General features: G+C 61.9%; 19 protein-coding genes. 10 read left to right on the top strand and 9 right to left on the bottom strand.

What is annotated here, in order from left to right:
- The 4 genes from AC0L2F_RS30595 to AC0L2F_RS30580 all read right to left on the bottom strand — a co-directional run bounded on the left by AC0L2F_RS30595 (position 1) and on the right by AC0L2F_RS30580 (position 3,472).
- A complete protein-coding gene (locus tag AC0L2F_RS30595) occupies positions 1-495 on the bottom strand; it encodes a type II 3-dehydroquinate dehydratase (protein ID WP_007614037.1) in 495 nt (164 codons plus the stop codon).
- A 32-nt stretch (positions 496-527) separates the two neighbouring features.
- Complete coding sequence (locus AC0L2F_RS30590) at positions 528-1,808, bottom strand: TRAP transporter large permease (protein ID WP_007614040.1); 1,281 nt, start codon at positions 1,806-1,808, stop codon at positions 528-530.
- A 61-nt stretch (positions 1,809-1,869) separates the two neighbouring features.
- Positions 1,870-2,379, bottom strand: a complete 510-nt coding sequence (locus AC0L2F_RS30585) for a TRAP transporter small permease (protein WP_473250937.1) — start codon at positions 2,377-2,379, stop codon at positions 1,870-1,872.
- 76 nt (positions 2,380-2,455) lie between these two features.
- Positions 2,456-3,472 carry a TRAP transporter substrate-binding protein gene (locus AC0L2F_RS30580; protein WP_007614044.1) on the bottom strand — a complete coding sequence of 339 codons (1,017 nt, stop codon included), beginning with the start codon at positions 3,470-3,472 and terminating at the stop codon, positions 2,456-2,458.
- Positions 3,473-3,701: 229 nt separating this feature from the next.
- Here AC0L2F_RS30580 and AC0L2F_RS30575 point away from each other — a divergent pair, with 229 nt between their 5' ends.
- Positions 3,702-4,361, top strand: a complete 660-nt coding sequence (locus tag AC0L2F_RS30575) for a GntR family transcriptional regulator (RefSeq protein WP_007614046.1) — start codon at positions 3,702-3,704, stop codon at positions 4,359-4,361.
- Between the two features lie 58 nt (positions 4,362-4,419).
- Positions 4,420-5,319 (top strand): SMP-30/gluconolactonase/LRE family protein, encoded by a 900-nt coding sequence (locus AC0L2F_RS30570; protein ID WP_473250950.1) that lies wholly within the window; start codon positions 4,420-4,422, stop codon positions 5,317-5,319.
- A 48-nt stretch (positions 5,320-5,367) separates the two neighbouring features.
- Here AC0L2F_RS30570 and AC0L2F_RS30565 read toward each other — a convergent pair whose 3' ends face one another.
- A complete protein-coding gene (locus AC0L2F_RS30565) occupies positions 5,368-6,105 on the bottom strand; it encodes an SDR family oxidoreductase (protein ID WP_007614048.1) in 738 nt (245 codons plus the stop codon).
- A gap of 224 nt (positions 6,106-6,329) precedes the next feature.
- Between AC0L2F_RS30565 and AC0L2F_RS30560 the strand changes: the two genes are divergently transcribed.
- Positions 6,330-6,872: a winged helix-turn-helix transcriptional regulator gene (locus AC0L2F_RS30560; RefSeq protein WP_473250936.1), complete on the top strand. Its 543-nt coding sequence runs from the start codon at positions 6,330-6,332 to the stop codon at positions 6,870-6,872.
- A gap of 122 nt (positions 6,873-6,994) precedes the next feature.
- On the opposite strand, the gene AC0L2F_RS30555 is transcribed toward AC0L2F_RS30560, so the two are convergent.
- Both AC0L2F_RS30555 and AC0L2F_RS30550 read right to left on the bottom strand, forming a co-directional pair.
- Entirely contained in the window at positions 6,995-7,882 is an 888-nt protein-coding gene (locus AC0L2F_RS30555; RefSeq protein ID WP_007614050.1) for a sigma-70 family RNA polymerase sigma factor, read from the bottom strand.
- Positions 7,883-7,902: 20 nt separating this feature from the next.
- Entirely contained in the window at positions 7,903-8,211 is a 309-nt protein-coding gene (locus AC0L2F_RS30550) for a hypothetical protein (RefSeq protein ID WP_473250935.1), read from the bottom strand.
- A 197-nt stretch (positions 8,212-8,408) separates the two neighbouring features.
- Between AC0L2F_RS30550 and AC0L2F_RS30545 the strand changes: the two genes are divergently transcribed.
- The 4 genes from AC0L2F_RS30545 (at position 8,409) to AC0L2F_RS30530 (ending at position 12,563) form a co-directional block, all read left to right on the top strand.
- On the top strand, positions 8,409-9,815 hold the full coding sequence (locus tag AC0L2F_RS30545; protein ID WP_473250934.1) for a DHA2 family efflux MFS transporter permease subunit: 1,407 nt from the start codon (positions 8,409-8,411) through the stop codon (positions 9,813-9,815).
- An 881-nt stretch (positions 9,816-10,696) separates the two neighbouring features.
- Entirely contained in the window at positions 10,697-11,290 is a 594-nt protein-coding gene (locus tag AC0L2F_RS30540) for a hypothetical protein (RefSeq protein ID WP_473250933.1), read from the top strand.
- Positions 11,291-11,434 (top strand): hypothetical protein, encoded by a 144-nt coding sequence (locus AC0L2F_RS30535; protein WP_473250932.1) that lies wholly within the window; start codon positions 11,291-11,293, stop codon positions 11,432-11,434.
- A 145-nt stretch (positions 11,435-11,579) separates the two neighbouring features.
- A complete protein-coding gene (locus AC0L2F_RS30530; protein ID WP_473250931.1) occupies positions 11,580-12,563 on the top strand; it encodes an LAPAL motif-containing putative phage structural protein in 984 nt (327 codons plus the stop codon).
- 80 nt (positions 12,564-12,643) lie between these two features.
- Here AC0L2F_RS30530 and AC0L2F_RS30525 read toward each other — a convergent pair whose 3' ends face one another.
- The gene (locus AC0L2F_RS30525; protein ID WP_473250930.1) at positions 12,644-12,931 is read right to left on the bottom strand and encodes a hypothetical protein; all 288 of its coding nucleotides are present in this window, start codon (positions 12,929-12,931) and stop codon (positions 12,644-12,646) included.
- 167 nt (positions 12,932-13,098) lie between these two features.
- On the opposite strand from AC0L2F_RS30525, the gene AC0L2F_RS30520 reads away from it, so the two are divergent.
- The 3 genes from AC0L2F_RS30520 to AC0L2F_RS30510 all read left to right on the top strand — a co-directional run bounded on the left by AC0L2F_RS30520 (position 13,099) and on the right by AC0L2F_RS30510 (position 17,617).
- A complete protein-coding gene (locus AC0L2F_RS30520) occupies positions 13,099-14,973 on the top strand; it encodes a site-specific integrase (RefSeq protein WP_473250929.1) in 1,875 nt (624 codons plus the stop codon).
- A gap of 983 nt (positions 14,974-15,956) precedes the next feature.
- Positions 15,957-17,042 (top strand): plasmid recombination protein, encoded by a 1,086-nt coding sequence (locus AC0L2F_RS30515; protein ID WP_473250928.1) that lies wholly within the window; start codon positions 15,957-15,959, stop codon positions 17,040-17,042.
- Between the two features lie 68 nt (positions 17,043-17,110).
- Positions 17,111-17,617 (top strand): hypothetical protein, encoded by a 507-nt coding sequence (locus AC0L2F_RS30510; protein WP_473250927.1) that lies wholly within the window; start codon positions 17,111-17,113, stop codon positions 17,615-17,617.
- Positions 17,618-17,772: 155 nt separating this feature from the next.
- On the opposite strand, the gene AC0L2F_RS30505 is transcribed toward AC0L2F_RS30510, so the two are convergent.
- Positions 17,773-17,976: a hypothetical protein gene (locus AC0L2F_RS30505; protein ID WP_473250926.1), complete on the bottom strand. Its 204-nt coding sequence runs from the start codon at positions 17,974-17,976 to the stop codon at positions 17,773-17,775.
- Between the last annotated feature and the right edge of the window lie 486 nt (positions 17,977-18,462).

Here is an 18,462-nt window from a genome sequence, read left to right as displayed (position 1 = left end):
CTACGCCTTGCCGCCGGCCGCAAGCCCGCGCAGAGCCGGTGCGATGGTCTCAGGCAATTGCCCCAGCCGTTGGACGGCCGCGAGCATCGCGGCGAGATAGCCATAGGGACCCAGTCCGCAAATGACCGCCGTGCAGGCGCTCGACGTGATCGAGTGGCGGTGCAGCTCGTCCCGCGCGTGGATGTTCGAGATATGCACCTCGATCTTCACACCCTCGAAAATCTTCAGCGCATCGATCAGCGCGATCGAGGTGAATGAATAGGCCGCGGGATTCATAATGATGACGTCCGCGTTGCCATGGGCGGACTGGATCAGGCTGACGAGTTCACCCTCCATGTTCGATTGATGGAACGACATCGAAACGCCGAGCTGGTCGGCCAGCGCGCGGCAGCTCGCCTCGATCTCATCGAGCGTCGTCGAGCCGTAGATGTGGGGCTCGCGGATGCCGAGGAAATTAAGATTGGGTCCGTTGAGGATCATGATCCTTGCGGCCATTTTCGCTTGTCCTTCTTTTGTTGCCGACGCGTCTAGCCGGCGAACCATTTGGCAGGGGCTGTTACGAGCCCCGGGAACAGAATCATCAGGAACAGAACCACGAGCTGCGCAATCAAGAAGGGCCAGACGCCCTTGATGATGTCCTCCATGCTGATCCTGGAGACGCCGCAAACCACGTTGAGCACGATACCGACCGGCGGCGTGATCAGGCCGATCGCATTGTTGATGATGAAGAGAACACCAAAGTAGACGGGATCGATGCCCGCCGCCTTGACGATCGGCATCAGAATCGGCGTGAGGATGAGGATGGTCGGCGTCATGTCGAGGGCCGTTCCCACGATCACCACCACGACCATGATCGCAAGCATCAGGAGCGTGTTGTTGCCCATGAAAGGCTTGAGCAGGGCGACGATCTGTGCCGAAATCTCGGACACGGTGATGAGCCAAGACGATACCAGCGCCGCTGCCACCAGAAACATCACGATGCTCGTCGTCAGGGCCGAGGAGACGAACACCTCGTAAAGCTGCGACGGTTTCAATTCCCGATAGATGCAGGTCGCGACGAACAGCGAATAGACGGCGACGACCACTGCGGCTTCGGTCGGGGTGAAGATACCGAAGCGCAGGCCGACGATGATGATGACCGGCAGCATCAGCGCCCAGAAGCCGTCGACCACCGCTTTCACCATTTCCGAGAGCGATGCCCTTGGCGGGGGTGTCAAGTTCTCCCGGCGCACCACCCACCACCAGGCCAGGCAGAGCCCTGCCCCGAGCAAGATCCCCGGGACGATCCCGGCCAGGAACAGTTTTGAGATCGACACGCCCGCGGCGACACCGAAAATGACGAATCCGATGCTGGGCGGAATCACGGGCGCGATGATGCCGCCGGCCGCCACCAGACCCGCCGCATAGGACTTCTTGTGACCCGCCGCCACCATCATCGGCACCAGCAGGGCGGCCAGCGCCGCGGCATCGGCTGCCGCGGAGCCCGAGAGCGACGCAAGGATGCAGGACGCGAGGATCGTGACGTAACCAAGTCCGCCGCGAAAATGGCCGACCGCGACGAGCGCAACGTTGACGATTCGCTTGGCCAGACCGCCCTTGTTCATGACCTCGCCGGCGAGCATGAAGAAGGGAATGGCCATGAGCGGAAAGCTGTCCGCGCCGTTGATGACGTTCTGCGCCACGATCTGCGCGTCGAACATGTCGATCGTGCTCATCAGGGCCACGCCGCAGACGATCAGCGCAAAGGCGATCGGCATGCCCAGCGCCATGGCGCCGAGCAGCGAGAAGGTGAAGACGGCAATGGTCATGGCGTGATCCCGGTGATTTCCAGGATGAGAGCGCCGGGCGCCACGATACGGAGAGACAGCATCAGTGCTCCTCCGATTCCCTGACGGCCACCATGTCGGCTTCGCTGGCCTGTCCGGAAATAACGCGGAACAGGTCGTAGAGAAGGATCACTCCGGCCGAAACGCCGAAAATCACGCCCACGCCATAGAAGATGCCGAGTGACAGGCCGGTCGCCGGCGCGCGGTCGTCGATATTGATGATCGTCTGACGCCAGCTTCCCGAGAGCAGAAGCCAGTCGGCAAACAGCATCAGGACATAGCTGACGATGAAGCAGATGCGTTTGCCGTAAGCCGGCAGCATCCGCACAAGGCTATCGACGCCGAGATGGGCGTGCTCACGCATTGCCACGACCGCACCGAGGAAAGTCAGCCAGACCAGGAGCCAGCGCGACAGCTCCTCGGAAATCGCGATACCGGAGTTGAAGCCGTAGCGCAGCACCACGTTGCCGAACACCAGCACCACCATCACCGCAAGAAATGCGGCAATGATGCCCTTCAGCAGGGTGCAATAGAGGTCGAGAAATCGCGCCATACGTGCCGTCCGGGCAAGGTCAGTTCAAGAGCCGGCCGACCGGTCGGCTCCTACTTATGCATGCTGACAAGGTCGACTATTTCACGTCCTTGCGGATGCGGTCGAGCTCGTCGTTGAACAGCTTGACCGCGTCCGGCTTGAGATTGGCGGCAATCTTGTCGACCACCGGCTGCGCCGTCTTGCGCATGCGATCGAGCTCTTCCGGCGCAACGGTGTTGTACTGCATGCCCTTCGCCTGCAATTCGGAGAGGGCCTTTTCGGTCTGAAGGCGCGTCTGCTCCTTTTGATAGCCTCGGCTCTCCTCATACGCCTCGCGCATCAGGCGCTGCTCGGTCGGCGAGAGCTTGTCCCAGAACGCCTTGCTCACCAAGATGATGTTCAGGGTGAAGGTGTGATTGGTGGCGGAAACGTATTTCTGCACTTCGTAGAACTTGTTGGAGAGAATGACCGTGAAGGGGTTCTCCTCGCCGTCGACGGTGCGGGTCTCCAATGCCGAATAGAGTTCGCCGAAGGCCATCGGAACGGGATTGGCCTTAAATGATCCGAAGGTCTCGAGGTAGACCGGGTTGGGAATGACGCGAAGCTTGAGGCCGTTGAAATCCTCGACCTTCGTGATCGGCCGCGTGCTGTTGGTGACGTTGCGGAAGCCGAGGCCCCAATATCCCAGACCGATCAGCCCCTTCGGCGGCAACGTATCGAGCATTGACGTGCCGAATTTGCCGGTCCCGAGCGCGTCGGCCTGCTCGATGGTCTTCACGATGAACGGAAAGTCGATGAGGCCGAACTCCGGCACGACGGTTGCGAGCGACGTCGTCGAGGCCGACAGCATTTCCTGGGTACCGCCGCGCAGCGCCGATTGCTGCTGCAGCTCGTTGCCGAGCTGCGAGGCCGCGAACTCACGGACCTTCATCTTGCCCCCGCTCTTCGCCAGCAGGATCTCCGCAAATTTCTGCACCCCCGCGCTGACGGGGTGATCGGTGTTGTTCAGATGTCCCCACCTGATCGTGCGCTCCTGAATGTCCTCAGCGGATGCGCCGACCGTCAGCGCCACGCAGATCGCCGTCGCAGACAGCGCCCGTACCAACAAGCTCATCGTTTCCTCCCTGTTCGAACGGGCGCGAACGGCGGCTTAAGCCATCATTTTTCGTACCCTCAGTCTATTTAGACATCACACATATATTTCCATGTCAAATGACGATCTTTGTTTCGTATGATGATTTACTATACGTCTGACACTGGAAATCTGCTATATTGCTGGCAACATTGATGGTTCGGCCGCCTCCGAAGTGGCCGACCGACCGGGACAGGCGGGATCAGAAGGCATGACGTCACTCGAGGAACGGCCCCTGTCGGCGGGCGACAGCGGCTATCAGCGCATCCGGGCCGACATCATTTTCGGCGTGCTGACGCCGTCCGGACGCCTCAAGCTCGACGCCATGAAGGAGGACTACGGCGTCAGCATCTCCACATTGCGCGAGATCCTCAATCGTCTGACCTCCGAGGGATTTGTGGTCGCCGAGGGCCAGCGCGGCTTCGAGGTGGCGCCGATATCCATCCAGAACCTGCGTGAGCTCGCCGGTCTGCGTATCCTGCTGGAGCAGCATGCAATGGCCGAGTCGTTTCGTGCCGGCGACGTCGAGTGGGAGGGCCGCGTGGTGTCCGCGCATCACAAGCTGGCGGCCACCGAACGCACGGTCCTCAAGGAGGGGGACGATCCCGAGCTGCGCAAACGCTACGATGGCGAATTCCACCAGGCTCTCATCTCGAGTTGCGGTTCGCGCGAGCTGATGCAGACCCACGCGATCGTGTTCGACAAATATTTCCGCTATGCGCTGCGCTACCGCGGCGCGGAGACGATCAACCAGCACAAGGCGCTGCTCGAATGCGCGCTCAAGCGCGACATCAAAGGCGCTAAAACCGTGCTCACCGACCACATCAACGGCTGCGTTGCGCACGCCCTCGCCTCCTGGAACGAGGATTGATCGTCCGCGGCCTGACGTCGTTCGGAGACAGCGCTCGTCGCTGCAATCGGATTTCGGGATGACTCCTGACATGATCCCCGCGCATCGGGTCGAGACCGCGGTCGCCGCAGGCGACATCCTCGGCGAGACGCCATTGTGGTGCGACCGCTCCCGCAAGCTGTGGTGGGTCGACATCGACCGGCGGCTGCATCAATCCTTCGATCCGGCGACCGGCGCGCATCAGGTCTTTCCCTACGCGTGCAACTCGCTCGGCAGTCAGGCCTTGACGGCAGATGGCTCGCACCTGCTCGCGCAGGATCTGGGGCTCTATCGCCGCTCGCCCAGTGACGGTCGTCCAGGCCAGCTCTGCGAGGTCGAAAGTGGCCGCGACAACCGCCTTAACGACGGACGCGTCGACGCGCGGGGCCGGCTGTGGATCGGCACCATGGACAACCAGCTGCATCGGCCGAACGGGGCGCTGTATCGGGTGGAGGCGGACGGCCGGACAACGCGCCTGTTCGGCGATGTCATCGTGACGAATGGAATCGCGTTCTCACTCGACGATCGCACACTCTATTTCACGGATACGAGGCGATACTGCACCTGGCAATTCGACTTCGATCTCGATGACGGCGTGATCCGCAACAGACGGCTGTTCGCGGATTACAGCGCCTCCGGGGAGAGGCCGGACGGCGCGTGCATCGACGTTGCGGGCGGACTGTGGACCGCATTCTTCTCCGGCGGCCGGGTGGTGCGCTATCGGCCGGACGGCCGGATCGATACCGTCATTCCGGTGCCGGCGACCAACCCGACCTGCGTGTGCTTCGGCGGAGCCGATCTGAAGACCCTGTTCGTGACGACGGCGAGAAAGTTTCTGGATCGTGAGCAATTGAGCCGCGAACCCCAAGCGGGTCATGTTCTGGCCATCGATGGCATCGCACAGGGACTTCCAGAACACCGCTTCGGCAATTCATCCTGAACCCTCTTCATTCAGAACCCTTGCACGGGCCGTCGTGAGCCGGCTTCGCTACCATTTCTCGCCGAAGGGACGAATCTCCAGCTCGAAGGTCCAGGCACTTTTGGGTTGCTGATAGAGCATCCAGTAGGATTCGGCGACCGACGATGGCGGCATCAGGAGGTCGGGATTATCAAGCGCGTTCGGACCGAGCGCCTCGATCCGGCGTTGCCGGACCCATTCCGTGTCGACGCCGGAATCAATGATCAGATGCGCCACGTGAATGTTCTTCGGGCCCAATTCGCGCGCCGCGGCTTGCGCGACCGCCCGCAGCCCGAACTTGGCGCTGGCGAAGGCCGCATAGCCGCTTCCGCCGCGCAAGCTCGCCGTCGCACCGGTGAAGAAGATATTGCCCTGGCCGCGGGGCAGCATCAGGCGCGCGGCCTCGCGGCCGGCGAGGAAGCCGGAATAGCAAGCCATTTCCCAGACCTTGCGGAACACCCGTTCGGTCGTGTCCAGAAGCGGAAAGTTGACGTTGGCGCCGACGTTGAAGATGCAAACCTCGAGCGGCGCGTGCTTGTCGGCATCGCCGAGAAACGAGATGATCTGGTCTTCCTTGCGCGCATCGAGCGCCCGCGCGTGAATTTCGCCGCCGGCCTGCTCGATCTCCTTGACGAGCGGTTCGAGCTTGGCACCGTCGCGGCGTCCCGCAAACACCGTAAAGCCCTCGGAGGCGAACTTCTTTGCAATCTCGCTGCCGATAAAATCACCGGCGCCGATCACGGCCACGGTCGCGTTTCTCTTTTGCAAGGGTCTTCTCCCGGTCAGGTCTGGATCCGGTCGTCGGACCATCATCCAGGCCGCAGATTATCTTACAGTTCTGAAAACGAACTGTCAATTTATGCGCGATTTTCTCACCTAATTTAGCCTTTCAAAGACGTTGTTTCACAGTCAGTTCCGATTTAGAATTGTAACAACACCAAAGGCTTCCTGGACGATTCGCGCAGAAGCCGCGGGCAGAGTGGAGATCTGGAATGAAATGGGGTGAGCTGGAGGACGAGCCGTGTTCGATGGCCCGAACCATCGGCGTGATCGGCGATCGCTGGACCCTTCTGATCTTGCGTGAATGCTTCCTGCGCACGCGCCGTTTCGAGGGATTTCAGACTTCGCTCGGAATCACGCGCCACCTGCTCGCCGAACGGCTGAAGAAGCTGGTCCGGCAGGGCGTGTTGCGTCGTATCCCCTATCAGGACTCGCCCAAGCGGCACGAATACATCCTCACCCAGAAGGGGCTCGATCTCTATCCGATCATGATGGCGATCGTGCATTGGGGCGACACCCATATGGTCGACGCGCGCGGACGACCTTTGCTGCATCAACACCGCAAATGCGGCAAGGACTTCGATCCGATCATGGTTTGCTCCGAATGCGGCGAGCCGCTTTTGGCGAAGGAGGTTCATACCCACCCCGGCCCTGGTGCTCGACGCGCCCCGGCATCGGCGGCACCGGAGAAGCCCAAGGCCAAGCTAGAGACAAGAGCAAAGACAAAGGCAAAGCCCCACCGCAGCGCCGCGTGAGATGGCTGCGTAGCGCGAGCAACGTTCGACATGTCCCTGGAAATGGTGCGACTGATCTTTCAAACGGCGGACATGAGCTCTCGTTCTCGCGGCGCAATTCGCTCGAGCTTTGCTTCCTCGCTTCACCCTCTATCCACCACGCACTGCGCACCATCGATAACATAGGCCGCGTGACGAAAATCCCTGATGGTGGCGAGCTTGCCGGCGGACCAGTCGAGCAGCATGAAATATTTCGCGCGCCCGCTCGGCTCATTCGGATCGAACACCAGGATCGCGGGACGTCCCTCGACCTGCCCCGTCACCAGGTGCCAGTCGCTGACCTTCGAATAATTGCCGAAATAGTTCGACACCTCGGCCTTGCCTTTCAGCCTGGTGCGGTTGACGAGCTCGAGCCTGACGTCGTCGGCGATCATGGCGCGGATCGCGTCGAAGTCGCGGGCGTTGAAATGGCCGACATAGGCGTTGAGCCGCGTCCGATCGGCTTCCGACAGACCCGGCTGCGACACGTCGTCCGGCTCTCCGGCGAACTCACGCAGCTGCGTGCGTCCGCGATGCAGCGCGGCCTTCACCGCCGGCAGGCTGAAATCCATGATGTCGCAGACCTCGGCAAGCGAGCAGCCGAGCACGTCCATCAGGATCACGCTGGAGCGCTGCGCCACCGGCAGCCGCATGAAGGTGCGCAGGCTGGTCGCTGCGATCTGGCGGCTTTCCACATCATCGAGCCGGTCGGCAATCATCTCCACCTCCTCGGCCGAATGCAGCGCCTCCTGCCGGTTGCGGCGGCGCAGGAAATCCAGCGCGGTGTTGTGCGCGATGCGGAACAGCCAGCCCTCCATATTGACAGGCGTGACCGATTGCAGCGCTTCCATCGCCTTGATCAGCGCATCCTGCAGCACATCCTCACCGTCGATGACCGAGCCGACCATGCGGGCGCAGTAGCGATGCAGCTTCGGCCGCATCCGCGCCAGCAGGGCCTCGACATCGACGGTGGCCAGGGGGTCTGGCGCCATTGCTCCTCCGCCTCGCTTGGTCAGGACTCGTCCAGCATACGATAGTTACCGACGATCCTCACATCACGAACCAGCGGCGGCTCGGCGCAGCGGTCGCGGATGCCGTCCTGGAACGCCTGAAACGCCTTGAGCTTCGGGATCGGGCTCGAGCCGTCCTCGGTCGCGGCCTCGACAAGATGGATGAAGGTGTCGTCCTCCAGCCGCAGCGTCAGATAGCGCACACCGTCCGGCCCGGCCGCCTTCAATTCGGCAAATACGGCCGAAACCAGCTCGGCATTCCGATCGGCCAGCTCCGGCCTGGCCTTGTACCTGATCAACGTCCTTCTCATCGCGTGCTCCTTGCTCATGTCGCGACCTGGTTCGCTCAAAATCGCGCACATGGCCGCATCACCCCCAAGACGTTTGCCGGCCGGCGAAGGATGCGGCCCGGAACAAATTATTTTTGGGCGCATCCTTTGCCGCTCAGCCTTCGTCTCACCCGCAGAACGCGCCGCGACAGGCTGGCGCGACACACGGAGACAGGGCGATGCAGACCCCGACCAATCGCGCCGCGCAGAACTGGGTGCTCGGCATCACCGCGCTGGCATCCTTCATGATGGCGCTGGACGCCATGATCATCACGACGGCGTTCGCGACCATCCGCGCCGAATTCGGCAGCCCGGTCGAGACGCTGCAATGGACCGTCAACGCCTTCAACCTGACCTTTGCCGTGCTGCTCCTGACCGGGGCCGCGCTCGGCGACCGCTTCGGTCGCCGCCGCATGTTCGCGGCCGGGATCGCCCTGTTCGTCGTTGCATCGGCGGCCTGTGCGCTCGCAGGCAGTGCCACCGCGCTGATCGCCGCCCGCGCGCTGCAGGGCGCCGGCGCCGCGCTGGTGATGCCGCTGGCGATGGCGATCCTGAGCGGCACGTTCGGCCGCGAGGAGCGCGCCCGCGCGCTTGGCATTTTCGCCAGCATCACTGGCTGCGCGCTGATCATCGGCCCCGCCATCGGCGGCTTCATCACCGAACATCTCGGCTGGCGCTGGGTGTTCTGGATCAACCTGCCGATCGGCCTGATCGCGATCGCCCAGGTGCTGGCACGGTTGCGCGAAAGCTTCGGCCCGGCCGCCGCGTTGGACATCCCCGGACTGGTGCTTGTTGCGTTTGCGGCGCTGGCGTGGGTGTGGAGCCTGTTGCGCGGCAACGCCGTGGGGTGGGCGAGCGCCGAAATCATGGCCACGCTGATGGCAGGCGTGGTGTTCACGGCCGGCTTCGTGCTCTGGGAATTGCGCGCGGCCGCGCCGATGGTGCCGATGCGGCTGTTCGCATCGCGGGCGCTTGCCTCCGGCATGTCCGCAAGCGTGCTGTTCTACGCCGCGATGTATGGCGTCTTGTTCCTGCTGCCGCAGTTCCTCCAGACCACGCTGGGCTTCGACGCCTTCGGCGCCGGACTTCGCCTGCTGCCCTGGACGGCGACGCTGTTCGTCACCGCCCCGATTGCCGGCGCGGTCGTCAACAGGTTCGGCGAGCGGCCGCTGGTGGTGACGGGATTGCTGATGCAGGCGATCGGCCTCGGCTGGATCGCGGAGATCGTGAGCCCCGCGGTTGCCTACTCCGCTCTGGTCGCGCCGCTGGTGCTGGCCGGCGTCGGTGTCTCGATGGCGATGCCGGCAGCACAGAACGCCATCCTGAGCTCGGTCGCGGTGGCCGAAATGGGCAAGGCGTCCGGCATCTTCAACATGGGCCGCTTCCTCGGCGGCATGTTCGGCATCGCCGCGCTGGTGGCGAACTTCTCGGCCCATGGCGGGGTCGATTCGGCCGCTCATTTCGAGAGCGGATTTGCCGCGGCGATGAGCCTCGCCGCAACGCTGTCGCTGGCCGGCGCGATTGCGGGGTGTTTCCTGCCGGCACGGCGACGGACCGCCGGAGCAGCGGCGCCGCAAGATGCGTGAGGCTGACAACGAGTGGAGGAAAGCTGACGGCTGTCAACCCGCGGGACACGCTTTCGCATTCTCGCGGCGCAATTCGCCCGAGCTTTGCTTCGTCACTCCACCCTCAAATCCAAGAGGGCGCAGGGAAGGCCGGGTGCCGGCTGGCACCCGCGGTCCGCTGCGCGAAGATGTAGCGCAAAAGAACCGCACAGCAGCATACAGGTGTAGCCAATCACTCGGCCTTCCCTGCGCGATGGTCGGACGGCTTATGCCGTGCTCTCCCGGGAGCCGAACTTTCCTTTTGGCCTCCCTCGCCCCGCGAATTTGGATGATGCTGTCCGCCCGGTTGGGCTCGCACACACCTCCGCGACAGCTTGACCGTAGCAACGACGGCCAGGACCACACGGTTTTGCCGTACGCACGGCCCGCCATTTCGCCGCAGTTTTCCCAGGCCCTGTCGACGGAGCCGGAAACTTACAGACGAGACGAAGCCTAGCAGCGCCGCTCGTCCGCACGCGGTTTTCGGGCTCACAGGGACTACCCGCCCTGCCCGCACCTCTCATGCCGACGCTGCCGCGTCCATCGCAAGCCCGGCTCGCAATCAAGACGACAACGAGATCGCCCCTCAAGGATGAGCCGGGATGAGCGACACATACGTCAAAACCGAATTTCGGTAAAGTGGAATATTTTTTCGGGGAGGGGTTGACGGGAGAAGGGTGTTTTGCCCGACGGGCAGTGCCTCCCATACGTCGAAGCCTCGGAGTTGATCGCTCACGAGCTTGGTGCACCATCACCGTAATTGGCCGCCTCACCAGACTAAAGCATACATTACATCCGGATCGGCCCGGATTGCGCTCACCCACCGGTTGCGCTTGGATAGGCCTTTAGGTCTGGGGGCCAAAATGCGTATTTTGGCGATTGCAGCGCTTAGCGCCATGGTGGGCGGCTGCGTCACCAACACAGAGACAGTTCAGTTTCGGGCGTCGAACCCGCAGCAGCAAGCGCTTATGCGTGATGGGCAGCCCGCTTTGGTTTCGCGCCAACGGAATTCGCTGGTGCTGGTACGACCTGCGGCTCGACAAATGCAGAAAGACGGCCGGCCCGTCTTTGTCGTCGGTATCAACAACATGGGCAAACAGCCGATCGACTTTCGGGTCTCTCAAGTTGAGTCCGTGCAGCATGCTGCCGGTTCAGATTTTGAGATGAAGATTGTTACCTATGAAATGCTTGTTCAGGAAGAACGCAACCGTCAGGTGGCCGCAGCCCTCATAACCGGCCTCGCCGCTGCCGGCAACGCCTACGGCGCATCGCAGGCCGGCCATGGCCATTACACGACGCCTAGTGGTCGGTCGGGTACGTTCTATAGCCCGACTGCCGCGGCGATAGCTCAGAACAACGCGACCATCCAAAACGAGGCAATGATTGCAGCGACCGTTGAGACAGGACAACGAAACATGGCCGTCCTGGAACAAGCAGTCATCAAGGACAACACCTAGATGACAGGCGAATGGTACGGGGGCCAGCTTCATCTCGCGCCACCAACAGACCAGGGCGGCGGCTCCAAGATCTACACGATCGTCATTACGGTCGGCGGTGAGCGTCACATCATTGACGTCGCGCAGGGCCCGGCTGGCGCTTAGCTTTTCTTAGCACGGGCAATTCTGGATGCGGTGGCACTGCCTTCGATTGGTTATCGAAAGATCGCGCCACTAGACTCGCATCGTCGTCAACTAGCAGCGTACGCACGGAGCGATTGACGACAGCACGCTACCAGTGGGGGGATTGTTGACCGAAAGCGCGCAGAACCGGGAGCGGTTTCAAGTCGCCTATATTGGCGACGATGAAAATGATCACAGCATGGATGTGGAGGCGCTAGGTCCGGCGCTCCTAGCGTTCGGCCAACTCCTCCGTGCCGCGAACGCTGAATTCAATCAGAACCGCGCAACGATGAAGGTGTTCGTTGATTCAAATTTCGAGCACAAGTGCTTCCTTATAAATTTCGAGACGCTGCAAACCATCCTCGATACTGTCAAAGACTTTCTCAACGACGAGGGCGTGAAGCACGCGGCCGACGTGCTGCAGAAAGTCGGTGTCAGTGGCGGTGCGGCGGCGGCCGGTCTGTTTGGCTATTTGAAGTGGCGCAACGGTCGAAAGGTCGAATCAGCTCAGGAGGTGAAGAGTTCGCCCGGCGCGGTTGTCATTAAAGTCGAAGGCGATAACAACACGGTTCAAATCGGCAGTGACGTTTTCCGGCTCTCTCAAAATCCGCAAGTGTTAGAAGCGGTCGAGGGTACGCTAGCGCCGATAGAGCATAAAGCAGCCAAAGCGATCGAGTTTCGCAAAAACGATAAGCCACTTGCCTCCTTCAGAGGTAATGACATCAAGGCGATTATCGCGTCTTGCGAGGGCCCTGGCGAAATTGAGGTGGCCGATGATGAGGAAGAGGAGCCAAAGGTCGTCACCGCGACCTTGTACTCTCATGGTCCTGTATTCGAACCAAAGGCTCCTAACTGGCGATTCCTATATCGGAGGAAACCTATCTACGCCGACATCAAGGGCACAAGTATTGCCAAGGACGCGGTGAAGCGCGGCGGGTCATTCATGAATGACCGCTACAGAGTGAAGATGGAAGTTACACCACCGAATGATGAGCACGGCGAGACGCATTATAAAATTATCGAGGTTTTGGAATTTTCGCCCGCCGAAGAACAGATCAACATGAAGCTTCGCGCGGCGAAGAAGCCTGTGAAGAAGCGGGCGAGCAAATAAAAAGGCCTCGTCCATCCGTTGCCCTAACCAGCAGAACTCCGCCACGGGTACGCGGTGGCCGAAACGACCGATCGCAAGACTCAATTGCTCGACGCGCCAAAGAACAGAATACCCAGCCAGACCAACAAGGCGCCGATCGCCAAGACCAAGGCGAGAGCGAGCATCAGGCGGATGAATTGGCGATTGTACCCGTGGAATTCCTTTGAGAGTTCGCTCGCCAGCGGGCGCCGGAGCGTCAGCAGGCCGCGCGATTCCGGCAACTCTCCGGCTCTCAGAAATGCCAGGCGGACCGCCATCGCGACGAGCACGAGCGCGCATCCCCAATCCGCGAAAATCAGGACACGCACCACATCGTGAAGGACGGACATGCGAAGCTCGGGGAAATGGTAGCGGGAGAGGGAAACGCCACCAGGTCCAAATCGAAGCGAAATCTTGAGATTTTCCAGCACGTTGGCTGGATTGGAGTAGCGGATTTGACGGTGTTACATCCCACCCGGATGTCTCACGCCAGCCGCCTCCGGAAAAGGCTGCCAACGTGTCCCGTCCCTCCTACCTCGCCCGGCGCCGCGACGGTCGCTATTTCCTCCAGATTCGGTTGGGGAAACAGGCCGCCCAGCTCTTTGGGCTTCCCCTCCTCCGTGTCAGCCTAAGGACGGGCCACTTCAATGAGGCGAGGCGCCGGCTGGTGGACAATCTCGGATGGGTACAGGAGCTGATCGAGGCTCCCGACTTGGAAGCCATGGGAACCGTGCTCGAAGTTCGGCTACAGGCCTACGTCGGCCGCGGCCTGCCGGCTGACGAGCGGCTTTTGGCGGAGCGCTGCGCCTTCGAGCACGAGGTACGGCGCTTTCTCACGCGAGCGCAGGAACGCGGCTACGGCTACCCGATGCGCTTTCCGCAGATGCCGACCCTTTGGGTCGACTTCGTCAACCAGAACAAGGCCGCGGAGACCAACATCGCCCGGCTCAACGTCCGCCGTTCCTACGAAGCCGGCCGCCGCGAGGCCTCCGAAGCAACCAACGAAGGCTGGGCGCCGGAGCCGAAGGTGGCCTTGCCCGCCCGGCCCGACGCGTTCGATCCGATCGCCATGATCGATCGGCTCGTTCAGGACGCAGTGACCCAGCGCCTGGCCCAGTTGGTGCCGGCCAATGTCGCCCCGTTGGCGCCGTCCATCGCGCCGCTCGCGATCATTGCCCCGACTGAGTCAATCAACTCCGGCGATCCGGCCGCGAGCGTTTCCGATCGCATGTCCTCGTTGCTGCAAGAATTTCTGCGGCCGGCCAGCCGGAAGCGCCAGCACACGATGAAGGGCCGCGGCGAGGCAGTGGCCGTCGTGCAGTTCGCGATCGACTTCCTTGGCGATCCCCGGATGAACGAGCTCACCGACGACAAGTGGAAGCTGCTCGATGAAGCGCTGCCCGACATTCCGAACCGCGACAACATCCCGCGCGAGGCTGCAAAAACACTCTACCAGCGCTTCAAGTACGCGGAAGCGCGCGGCTGGGCCGAGCTCACCCGCGTCACCACAACCACGATCAAAAGCAGATACTGGGGAGGCCTGTACAAGTTCATCGACTGGACCATCCAGGAGAAGCACTACAGCGGCGTGCGCTACTCGTTTGAGTGCATCGATCCGGAGAACCTGGCACCGCTGCCGCGCGACGCGTTCGATGACGACGAGCTGCTCAAGCTGTTGACGCAGCCGCTGTTCACCGGCTGCAAAAATCGCATGCACGTCTGGCGGCCGGGCGACTACCTGGTGCAGTCCCATATCTATTGGGGTTTTCTGATCTGCATCCTAACCGGCATGCGCCCGGGCGAGGTCGGCCAGATCAAGTGCGCCGACATCAGGACCGACAATCAGTTCTTCTATTTCGACCTCAGGCCGTTCGATGCGCGCAGCGGGCGTGTCGCAATGCAAGACCTGCGCAACCTTAAAACCAATGCTGCGGGACGCGTGATCCCGATCCACCCGTTATTGATCGAATTGGGCCTGCTCGAGCGAATGCAGGAGTTGATGGACAAGGGCGAGGAACGCCTGTTTCCCGAGTGGGATGTCTACGTCAGGAAAGATGGCACGCAGCGCTGGTCTCAACCGCTGAGCAAGTCGTGGCAATACGCAAAGAAGCTTTTGAAGTTGAGCCGTGCCGACTTGACGCTTTACAGCACGCGGCACCTCATGGCCGATTGGCTCGACAGCAGCGGCATCGCCCAGCGCACACGCGACCGTATCCTCGGGCACGCCAGCGACGTTCGCGGCCGTTATGGCCGGAAAGGCGTTCTCGATCCGCAAATCGCGGCGCAGATCGAGGCGCTCGAACCGCAAGTGATCAAGCGGATGCGAGAGATCCTGCTCGCGGCGAAGAATCGCGCCGACACCAGTGAGCTCACCGTCCTAAAGACTTATTGAGTTTTCGCTGGTCTGAATGGCGTACCTGGAACGTTCGAACGGTTTCGTCAGGCCAACCGGAGCTTCTGGCTGGGGCGGGAGGGTGCGCAGCTAGACCCAAGCCCCCGGCAAAGCCGTTGAAAACACTACGTCAATCGATACGACAAGTGTTCCGTGTAGCAGATGAGTGTCGCATATTGCAAGCGCCGAAAATAAGCAACGACGAGTGCAATCTGCTCAAACGTTCGACTTCGCTATCGCACGCTATGTTACACCTTGGGCATCTTCCGTTAGCGATCGAATTTCCAAGACGCGAGCGTGCTGATGCGGAAATGGGAACGGCGCCGGTTGGCACGTCGAGTGCCGGCCGGCATCGGCCGGCGGCGCGCCCTCGATCCGGATTGGGGCCGCGATCGTCCATCATGCTTCGCTCTCGCATCCTGCGGCAGCGCGCCGGCTCCCAACCTAGAACTGTACAGGCGGCCCAACGAGACGCCGGCAAGCATGTCGGGGACGTCGCCGGACGCGCACGCGACAGGGCGGCGTGCTGGAGGCGCGACCGCCGGCCGCCACTTTGCCATGAGGCGGCCATGCCGTCCGCTGCTTTGCGACGGCAAGCGCTAGGCCGGTCCGGAGCGGCTAGCATCGACCGCTCTCTAGGCGCCGACGGCCGGCGGCGAAATGGGCGACAGTCGAGCCGGGCGCGCCGGCCATCGAGTGGGTGGCGCCGGGCGTCGGGGGCGGGGCCGCACGGGCCTCTCGGCGGAGCGGCTCGGCTGGCCTTGGCATCGGCCACTTGCCTCAGCTTAATCAGGCTGCCGGCGACCCTGGTGAAGGCGCGAACGGCCGGCAGAGCCGCTGAGCCAAGAGCCGAATTGCTGTTCCAACCCGGCGCAACAGGAGTTACGCCGGGTCCACGTCGGGCAACGGCGAAACAGCGGCTGCCATCCACCTAGTGAACCGACTAGGTGGATGCTTTTGGCCTCCAGGAGTTTTTTTTCAAGATGAGCTTTGCGTTTGCAAGCTTGTCGCCGAAGCTGGGCAGAGATGAGGACATCACTATGCCTGGATATCAATTCACTCACGCCGGTGCCTATTCCCGGCGCGGTGCCCATAAGAAGAATAGCACCGTACGCAAGGCGTCCATGGACGGCATTCTCAACGAGATGATCCGTGCGCCGGGCGCCTGCAGCCACGTTTCCGTTCCCAAGGCCCCCAACGTGATCTTCGGCCTTCATCCGGTCGCGGCTTTCTCGCTGGCCACCGAGCGCGCAGGACAAGCCGTCGACAAGATCGGACGAAAGCTGAGCGTCACCGCGCTCGTGGTCTTGGTCGGTGTCGCCACGTGGCCGGCGCTCACCTCCGAAGTGCGCGCTGACCCGCATGCGATGGAGCACTATCTCTACTGGCGGAAAATGACCATCCAGTGGCTCGAGCGCCAGTGGGGCCAGCAGCTCAAGACTGTCGTCGAACATTTGGACGAGGATCGTCCCCACCTGCACTATGCCGTCGTGCCCGATCTCGATCCGGATGGCCGGCTCCGCATCGAAAGCGTTCATGTCGGCTATCGCGCGGCGAACAAGTGCAAGGCCGAAGGCGGCAGCCCGCGCGACCAGAAGGCGGCCTACAAGGCAGAGATGCGGTGCTTCCAGGATGACTACTACGAGCATGTCGGCGTCCGCTGCGGTCTGACCCGTCTCGGGCCGCGCCTCCAGCGCCTGTCCCGGCAAGAGTGGAAGCAGCGGCAGCGGCAGACCGAGGCGATCGCGTTGGCATACCGTGGCCTTGAGGAACAAAAGTCCGATCTAAAGGCTCGCGCAAAGGCATATGTTTCCGAAAAAGCGGCGGAGGCAAACGCCGCAGCTCAATTGAAGATCGATGCGATCGCTTCGCAAGCTGATCAGCACGCCCATGGAATCAAGCAGAAGGCCAAGTCCTTCATCATCAAGCTGGACGAGCGCATTCGGGAACTAAAGCAGCAAGTCTCGACGACCCAGGCGGCTTTCCTCGCGCAACAGGAGGAATTGGATACTTACCGCCGCCTGCTCGAGGAGAACGGTCTCCTGCCGGACATCGAATTCCCATCCTGAAATTCATCGCCCCCCTCGGCGACAATTTGAATCAACAAAATCAGCTGCGGTAACCCTGCTGTTTTTTGTTGCACGCGCTGTTCAATGCGGCTGCGCGGCTGCCGGAAGACATTGATCCCCAGCTCGGCGCCGACATCGAGGCTTTTTGCGTGGGCTGGGCTGTCCTGCCTTCGCTGCACCAACGTATCCCCCGGTATCGGCGGCCCGGCCGACCTGCAGCGGCCCATGCCACTTATCTCGGCAACATGACGGCGACTCGCAGGGTCGCTGCAACCGACGCCGCGCTCTGGGCTGCCATCGAACGGCGGCCGGATACTGACCACGAAGTGGCAACGGCCGACATCGAGAAGCACACCGAGACGGCCAACGTCGTGATGCCGGCTGCGCATCAATGCGTGGTCGTCCAACTTTCCGAGAAGGAGATGACGAACGTCCGGCTCCGGGAGTTGATGCCCACGCTGAAGTACGTCATCAACACGCCGTTGCCCCTCGTCGAGGCGCCACCGATCGAGCAGGTCCGCGCAACGCTGCTCTTCGAGTTTCGGTATGCGGAGAAAACCGTCGAAGCTTGTTAGCTATCAGGACCTGCGCGGTATCCTTCACTGCCACACCGATGCCTGCGACGGCACCGAGACCTTGGAATCGCGGGCTTTACCCCGGAACAGGCGCTTCCGATTCCAGCAGGAACGCGGCCTTGAGATCGCTCCAGAGCGCGGCTGGCACCATGGGGTCAGGCGATCCACCGCAAGCCCCAACTCGTGGTCAGCGCCTGATGCAGGTGGATTTCGGCGAACCCCATTTCCGCGTACTCGGCCAGCCACGCTCGGTGCTGTCCCAGGTCCGCGGAGATCAGGACTGACCGGCGAATGTTCTCCGCCTTCACGAGACGGCCGATTGTGTCGAAGTCCTGGGGCCGGCGCAGGTCCCAGTTCACCTCTCCGCCGGCGACATTTGGAGCCCATTGCTGGAGCGCCTCGGCTTCAGCCTCTTGCTCGCTCGGTGCCCATGATAGCGCCGCCTGCAGGATGACTGGCCCGGCGGATCATCGACGAAGCCCCGAAAGGCAATTACGTGAGGGTCATCGAAAATTGGCGGCAACTTGACGAACGCAAGTATCCAGTTCGATATCCGCATCTTGCTCCGATACCCAGAGTAGTCTCCCAGACCAGCCTAGGCTCCCATGTGAATAAAGGCGGACGCAAGCATCCACATGTTAGCGGGGCATCACCCCGAGATAATTGCGCGACTTCGACCGAAGGACGCTGAGCTCGGCAACGCTCGTGCCTAATCCCTCGACCGGCAGCACATGCTCATTGTGCGGTTCGGAATGCAATCTGGCCGCTGCTCGGGTCGCTACGTCGTCGCCGCATCACCGATCCTCTCGCTGCTCGCGATGTAGCCCTCTGGCGGAGAGAGTGGG

Source organism: Bradyrhizobium sp. Ken64, from assembly GCF_055807555.1.
The sequence above is the reverse complement of the archived record's forward strand: the minus strand, read 5'-3'. Positions and strand labels throughout refer to the sequence as shown.